Source organism: Magnetococcales bacterium (genome assembly GCA_015232395.1).
Taxonomy (GTDB): Bacteria; Pseudomonadota; Magnetococcia; order Magnetococcales; family JADFZT01; genus JADFZT01.
This window is the reverse complement of record JADFZT010000140.1, coordinates 1-5,731: the sequence shown is the minus strand read 5'-3', so window position 1 is coordinate 5,731 and position 5,731 is coordinate 1. Positions and strand designations below refer to the sequence as shown.

Genomic DNA, 5,731 nt, shown 5'->3' with positions numbered 1-5,731 from the left:
TACCGTAACATGTCGTTTTCTTTAGGATTTGATTTTTCGATAGGCTCAAATGTGCCCACCCGCCAGAAACTCAGGCCTCACCGAGCTGGATGAAATCCTATCTCGCATCGATAAGGCCTATTTCCTGGCCAATGTGGTCAACTGGCAGGTGAATGATCCCAAGGAGGAAACCGATCTGTCACTGGTCTGGGGCTCGGTGTCCACGGGCCTTTATGACCACCTTGGATTGGCCTATGAGGCTGCCCTTAAAATCCAGGAAGCTCTGGTGGGGAAGGAGGTGGGATCATGAGCGGCACCCCGGCCAAGACCAGTCCAGCGACCGGCAAAGCAGACCCATATCCCCATGGCTGGCTGGAATATCAGGATGTTGTGGATATGCGCGTTAACCAGGCTCATGCTGTCGCGGATTTAATTCAGTCAGCTACATTTCCCGGCGGGACGGGACTCGTTGACCTGGAAGGCCTTACAATCAATCAGGCTGCATGGGTAGTCATCGAACAGTTGCGGGCTATCCAGGAAGCTGGACGGGTGTTTGAGGCCAGACGGCAGAAAGGCAAATAACAACATCCACCCTGCCATGGATGGCGGGAACCCTATTTTTTCTGCTGGAGGAATAACCCGTGAACGACCAAAACAGAGAGCTGACTGCCTACCATGAGGCTGGACATGCTGTTCTTTGGTGGCATTTCGGTATCCGACTCAAAGAAGTAACAATCAAGCCAACCGATGATTCGCTTGGTAGCTGCATTGTCCATGGAGATCCAATGGAGATATTTCATACCGATGAGAGGCCATTCCCAGATGAGGCAACAACTGCTCGCCAAACCCTTATCAAGATCAAAATCATGTCCCTTCTGGCAGGTGGGCTAGCTGAAAAGATACGCTTTCCTGCTACCGACCTTAATAATTCAATCTGTTGGCAGGACCACGAAACTGCCAAGAATCTCATCATCCGATTCGTGCCCGATCACGAAACAGAAGATTTGGTCCGTCAGACTCAGGAGCTCCTAACCGCTTATTGGTTCAATGTTTCCGCTTTGGCGCAATTGTTGTTGAAGCACATCACAGTAACTGGAGAAGATGCAGAAATGATTCTTGATGATCCGCGGCCTCTGCTACAGATCCAGCACAGCACCAAAAGCGTGCCCCCCTCTTGATGGTTTGAATGGGAAATCACTGCCATGGACGGCGGGGCCATTGAATATCATCACATCGGGAGGCCAGCCAAGGACGGCGGCCTTTCCTCATCTTGTCCCCTCTTTTGGTCCCCACCCCAATCCCCACAAGAACAATTGGTTGGCCTGAAAAAAACCGGTTTTAGGCCCACCCCCCCCAACACATGCACGCCTTGCAACGACTCCTCCCGCATACCCCCCTGAAGCTCCTTCAGAGATCGGCCCACACAGAGCGATTTAGCCCCCTTGTTGACCAGAAAAACAAGCCCCACAAATCACCATGGCCATACGGGTTTTGTCTCTCCGGAAACACAGGCATTTCCCTTTGAAATCATTGCATTATATCGGTTTTTATGAAACAATTATGACGCATAAATTGGGACGCTGCTTTTCGAAAAAATACCGAGTCATGGAAGGCGCTCGGGCATTCAAAACATGGAGGTTGAAATGAGTCTTTTTGGATTGGACGTTGCTCTTGCTCTTGCAGGCGGATCCATCATCAGCGGCCTGATCGGGGCCGACTCTGCTGAAGATGCCGCACAGACTCAGGCGAGCGCCTACGATGCCGCCACCCAGGGTCAGATCGACATGACCCAGATGGGTATAGATGAATCCGGGCGGCAGTTCGACGCCACCCAGGATTTGATTTTGCAGATGTATAACCAGGATCGGGAGGATCAAGCCCCCTTTCTGGAGGAGTCACAGGAGGCGGTGGGGCGGCTGGGGGATGCGCTTTACTGGATGCGTCCCAAGAATATGACATCTGAGGAGTTGGAAGAGTGGTGGAACCCAACCTTTTCCTGGGATACATCCCAAATCGAGGATGACCCTGGATACCAATTCACACTGGAACAGGGTCTGAAGGCGCTGGAAAATGCCGCCTCTGCCAAGGGGATGAACCTTTCCGGAGCGCAATTACAGGCCCTTTCGCAGTTTGCCGAAGGCACCGCCCAGACCTATGGGGATACCTACTATGGGCGCGCTCTGGATCAATACAATATCGACAATTCCAGGGCACAAAACACGCTCTCCCTTGCTCAGTCACTGGCTGGACTCACTCCCACTTCCAACTCCAGCCAAATCAGTTCCACCCTGGGGAGTCTTGGTTCCTCCTATGGCTCGGACCTGATGAGCGCCTACAGCCAGCTGGGCAGCAGCACAGCCAGCAACACCATCAACTCCGGCAATGCCACAGCCAGCTCCTATCTGGCCAGTAGTGGCCTTTGGGGGAATACACTTTCCGATCTGACTTCCATCCTGGGCAGTTTAGGCAGCAGTTTCGGTTCCACCAGTGTGCTGCCGGATGGGTTCAGCTATACGGGATCCACCAACGCGTTGGATATTCTTTCCGGACTGTCGTGAGCCAAGGAGTTTGAGCGATGAGCATAGAAGATATCCTGGGCCATATTCCGGTCAACGACCACCCCCACGATCCTGCCCTGGTTAAACTTGGCGAGATCCACAACAGCACTACCAACACCTTTGCCTTGCTGTCCGAATTGGATGCGGTCATGCCCTGCCTTGAGCGGGCCTTCTTCCTGGTGCAGACGGTCACCCTACAAGAGCAGAGCCCAAACCATGGAACCGATCTGCTTCTGAGCTGGGGCGCTGTCTGTCCAACCTTCTTCAACCATCTTGAAGCGGCCCATGCGTCTACCCTGAAAATCCGCAATATCCTGATAGCCCAATACCCGTTGACCGCGCCCGCCCCGGTCGAACTGGATGCAGTCCAGCTTGGAATCGAGAGCGCTCTTCACCTGGCGGGAATGATTGTTTGGAAATCGGATGATCTTCTTGAAATGCCCGATCTGACCCTGGCATGGAGCGCGGTGGCTCCTGGTCTTCTCGATCACATAGCGACAGCTTTTTCAGCTGCCAGGGAATTCAGGAACACCCTGGCGATGCAGGAGGTGACATCATGAGCATGGAAGCGATCTGGCAACAATTCATGGCCAACAATGCGGCCCGGAAATCCCCGCTCGACTCCTTTATGGAGGCCAGGCAAAACCGGCGCAATCAGCAGATGCAGCAGGCCCAGTTCAGCCTGGACCAGCAGAAAAAACAGATGGGCATGGCCGAAGCTTGGCGCAAACAGCAGTTTTTTAAAACTCTGGGGCCGAATGGGAGCCTGACGGAAGAATCCTGGCGGGTTGCTCCGGGTGAGTCACAGCAGTGGAAAAAGACCCAGACGGATATTTCGAAAGGGGTGCGGGAGGAATCGAAGGCTCTGAATGATGAAAGAGTGGCGAAAAAAACAAGGGATTCCCAGCTGCTGGGAAACCTTGCCGCCACAGCGCTGCGTTATAAAAGCCCGAAGTATTGGGAGCAGCTGAAAGCCCACTACCGGCAACAGACAGGCAGGGACATTCCCTCACAATTCAGAGCGTATAGCGAAGAAAACATGTTTTCCCTGATGAGTATCGGGGGGGTAATCGGGCAAACTCTTCAAGAAGAAACCGCACAGCGACAGCACCAGAACAAACTGGCGCTTCAGAACGATCAGCAGCAGCACGAAAAAACGATGGTGCCCTTGAGGGGGGAGCAGGCCAGACAGACCCAGGCGGCCCAGCAAACTCCAGCCATGAAAAACGCCCAGGCCCTGGCAGGAGACTCTTTGTCCCAGGAAGAAAAAACGCAACTCACCACCTTGCTTGCCAAGAGCGGAACCACCGTCCAGACCAACCCGGATGGATCCACGTTTATTTCCTTCGGTGGGAATGGCAAAGCACGCGCCCCTTCCGGTTACCGGCCTACAGCTGATGGGAACCTTGAGGCCACTCCTGGCGGGCCAGCGGATCGAATGCCGTTTGAACAGGCCGCAAAAATGACGGCGCTATTGAACGCCCAAGGCGAGGTCAAGAAGGTGATTGAATATCTATTTCCGCAAGGGCTTGAAAAAGACTCGGAACCAGGGCACGTGATCAAGATGGGGTTGAACATTCCCTGGACCGATGGACGATCTGCCAATGTTCGAATCAAGAGCGCAATAGATGGCGTTGTGCGGTCATTATCCGGTGCTGCCGTCAAAGATAATGAGTGGGACAAGTACACCGATCTGTACATCCCTTCCACTTTTGACCCTGCAGAGACGCAGAGGTTGAAGCTCGAAATGCTGACGGATTTTGTAACTTTGGCACCCACAATTGCCCTACCGGGCGCGGACAAAAAGTACAGAAGAGCGGTTCTTAAGAAATATTTTCCAGGCGTATCGGAAGATGAAATTGAGAATCAAGCAACTGGCCAAGCCGGTGGTGGGCAGGGGATAAACCGCCAACAGACGATTGAAACCCTCAAGCCTGAAGATGTTGGCGGTCTTTCTGATGAACAGGTGCGGGAATACAACCGAATGCTCAGGGGGCAGCAATGACACCCAGAGAAGAGTTGAAAACACATCTGAGGCTCAAAGAGGCCAAGCGTAACGGCAATGCCAGGGAAGAACTGAAAGCCAGGCTGGCACTCAGAAATGCCAACCCAACAAATATCGACCGGGATACCGGGTCAAACTATGGCGTTCGCTCTGCTGTTGGATCGGCCCTGGGTCAAAAGGATAAGCTGGCCACCCTGCAAAAATTCTTCCCCGATGCCCAACCCTTCGGAGAGGACAACTTCATCTTCACCCACCCCGAGACCAAACGCCCCACTCTGGTGAATCCGGAAGGGTTGGATGTGGGTGATCTTTTCGGTGCTGGCCGGGAAATCTCCCAGCTTGTGGGCGGTGCTGGTGGCGGGCTTTTGGGTCTTTCTGGGGGCCCCTGGGGCGCTGCGGCGGGTGGGGCCCTGGGCTCCCAGATGGCTGGACAGGCCCATGATGCGGTGATGCGGGGGGTGGGCGGCACGGTGGATACCCGAAATCTGGCTGAGAAAGGGGCAGATGCTGCCATCGAAACCGGCCTGGAAACGGTTATTGGGAAGGTGGCAGAAGGGGTGCCGCACCTTGCCAAGGAGCTTTACGGGAAGGCTGCAAGTCCATTCCGAAATCGCACGGCCAATGCTGCCGCCCCCCAGCTATTGAGCGACTTCCAACAGGCAGGCATTCCCATCGAGGGAGCTGCCGGAGCGATCAGTGGTAGCCCCATGATGCAGAAAGTTTGGACGGCGCTTTCCAATCTGCCGGGATCCACAGGAACAGTTCAGCGGGCCGCAACCAGAACCATCGACGCGGCCACCGGTGTTCATCGTCAGGTATCCGGAAAATATGGAGAGCCAGCCGCGAAACTGACGGTCGGGGAGTCCATGCAGCAATCTTCCGAAGGTGCTGTTGAACGGTTCAAATCCCGCCAGTTAGAGTTGGACAAGGCCATTGGTCACCAAAGCAAGATTTTGATTCCGGGCGGCGCTGAAGGTGAAGTCTTTGAGGAAAAGGTGAGAGCGGCGCTCCCGGCTATATCGAAGCTGAGACAGGAAGTTGCGAAAGGATTTGAAGAGGCTCCTGATGTGCTGGCCCAGCTTGGGAAAATTCTAAAGGAACTGGATCATATTCGTAACTGCTCGCCCCCCCAAAAAAAATGAGGTGGCAGCACGATATTTCTTGACACGATTTTTCCACGCCAGAATGG

7 protein-coding genes are annotated in these 5,731 nt (G+C 54.2%); all 7 read left to right on the top strand.

Going from position 1 to position 5,731, the window contains the following annotated elements; translation table 11 throughout:
- The first annotated feature begins 49 nt into the window (after positions 1-49).
- The 7 genes from HQL52_19760 to HQL52_19730 all read left to right on the top strand — a co-directional run bounded on the left by HQL52_19760 (position 50) and on the right by HQL52_19730 (position 5,684).
- Positions 50-289 (top strand): hypothetical protein, encoded by a 240-nt coding sequence (locus HQL52_19760; protein MBF0371679.1) that lies wholly within the window; start codon positions 50-52, stop codon positions 287-289.
- Entirely contained in the window at positions 286-561 is a 276-nt protein-coding gene (locus HQL52_19755; GenBank protein ID MBF0371678.1) for a hypothetical protein, read from the top strand. Before HQL52_19760 ends, HQL52_19755 begins: the two co-directional genes overlap by 4 nt.
- 59 nt (positions 562-620) lie before the next feature.
- Positions 621-1,157 (top strand): hypothetical protein, encoded by a 537-nt coding sequence (locus HQL52_19750; GenBank protein ID MBF0371677.1) that lies wholly within the window; start codon positions 621-623, stop codon positions 1,155-1,157.
- Positions 1,158-1,622: 465 nt separating this feature from the next.
- Positions 1,623-2,537, top strand: a complete 915-nt coding sequence (locus tag HQL52_19745; GenBank protein MBF0371676.1) for a hypothetical protein — start codon at positions 1,623-1,625, stop codon at positions 2,535-2,537.
- A 17-nt stretch (positions 2,538-2,554) separates the two neighbouring features.
- Positions 2,555-3,097: a hypothetical protein gene (locus tag HQL52_19740; protein ID MBF0371675.1), complete on the top strand. Its 543-nt coding sequence runs from the start codon at positions 2,555-2,557 to the stop codon at positions 3,095-3,097.
- Complete coding sequence (locus tag HQL52_19735) at positions 3,094-4,542, top strand: hypothetical protein (GenBank protein ID MBF0371674.1); 1,449 nt, start codon at positions 3,094-3,096, stop codon at positions 4,540-4,542. Before HQL52_19740 ends, HQL52_19735 begins: the two co-directional genes overlap by 4 nt.
- The gene (locus HQL52_19730; protein ID MBF0371673.1) at positions 4,539-5,684 is read left to right on the top strand and encodes a hypothetical protein; all 1,146 of its coding nucleotides are present in this window, start codon (positions 4,539-4,541) and stop codon (positions 5,682-5,684) included. The genes HQL52_19735 and HQL52_19730 overlap by 4 nt, the downstream gene beginning before the upstream one ends.
- Positions 5,685-5,731 lie beyond the last annotated feature (47 nt).